At 69.6% G+C, this 559-nt stretch carries 2 protein-coding genes; both read right to left on the bottom strand.

What is annotated here, in order from left to right:
* Window positions 1–284, bottom strand: a 284-nt coding sequence (locus C9414_RS20930; RefSeq protein ID WP_219909139.1) for a hypothetical protein, incomplete at its 3' end; no start/stop codon positions are given.
* Window positions 281–559: sensor histidine kinase (locus tag C9414_RS20925; protein WP_258182660.1), on the bottom strand; the 279-nt coding region annotated here is incomplete at its 5' end. The genes C9414_RS20925 and C9414_RS20930, both read right to left, overlap by 4 nt.

Raw genomic sequence — 559 nt, 5'->3', positions numbered from 1 at the left:
CCGCTGGAAATCAGCAGGTCCGGCGAGGCCGGTCCGGCGCGGTCGTGCAGGTAACGCGCGTACAGGTCCTGGGTGATGATGTCCTCGTACACCACTTCGGTGCCCGGATGCAGGCGCTGGTAATCGGCGATGACCACCGCGAACACTTCGATGTCGGTGGTGCCGTGGATGCGCAGCTGCGCGGTGGCCTTGCCCTGCGCCGGAAAACGGCGCACCTCGCCGGGCGCGGCCAGCACCGGCAGGGCCAGCAGCAGGGCAATGGCAGCGGTGAACAGGCGGATCATGAACTACTCCGGGGCAGGCGGATGGTGGCGACCAGGCCACCCTGCGGGCGGTTGCTCAGATCGATGCGGCCGCCGTGGCTGTCAACCACGCGCTTGACGATGGCCAGGCCCAGCCCGGCACCGCCAGAGGGCGCCCCCTCGCCACGTGCGAAGCGTTCGAACACGCGCCCGGCATCAGCGGCGGCGATACCGGCTCCGTGGTCGGCAATGGTCAGCACCGCCTGCTCGCCCTCGACGGTCAGCGCGATCTGCAAGGGACCGTCCCCCCCGTATTT

It is taken from the genome of Bacillus sp. Nf3, assembly GCF_003028545.1.
In the GTDB taxonomy this organism is placed as follows: domain Bacteria; phylum Bacillota; class Bacilli; order Bacillales; family Bacillaceae; genus Bacillus; species Bacillus safensis.
The sequence above is the reverse complement of the archived record's forward strand: the minus strand, read 5'-3'. Positions and strand labels throughout refer to the sequence as shown.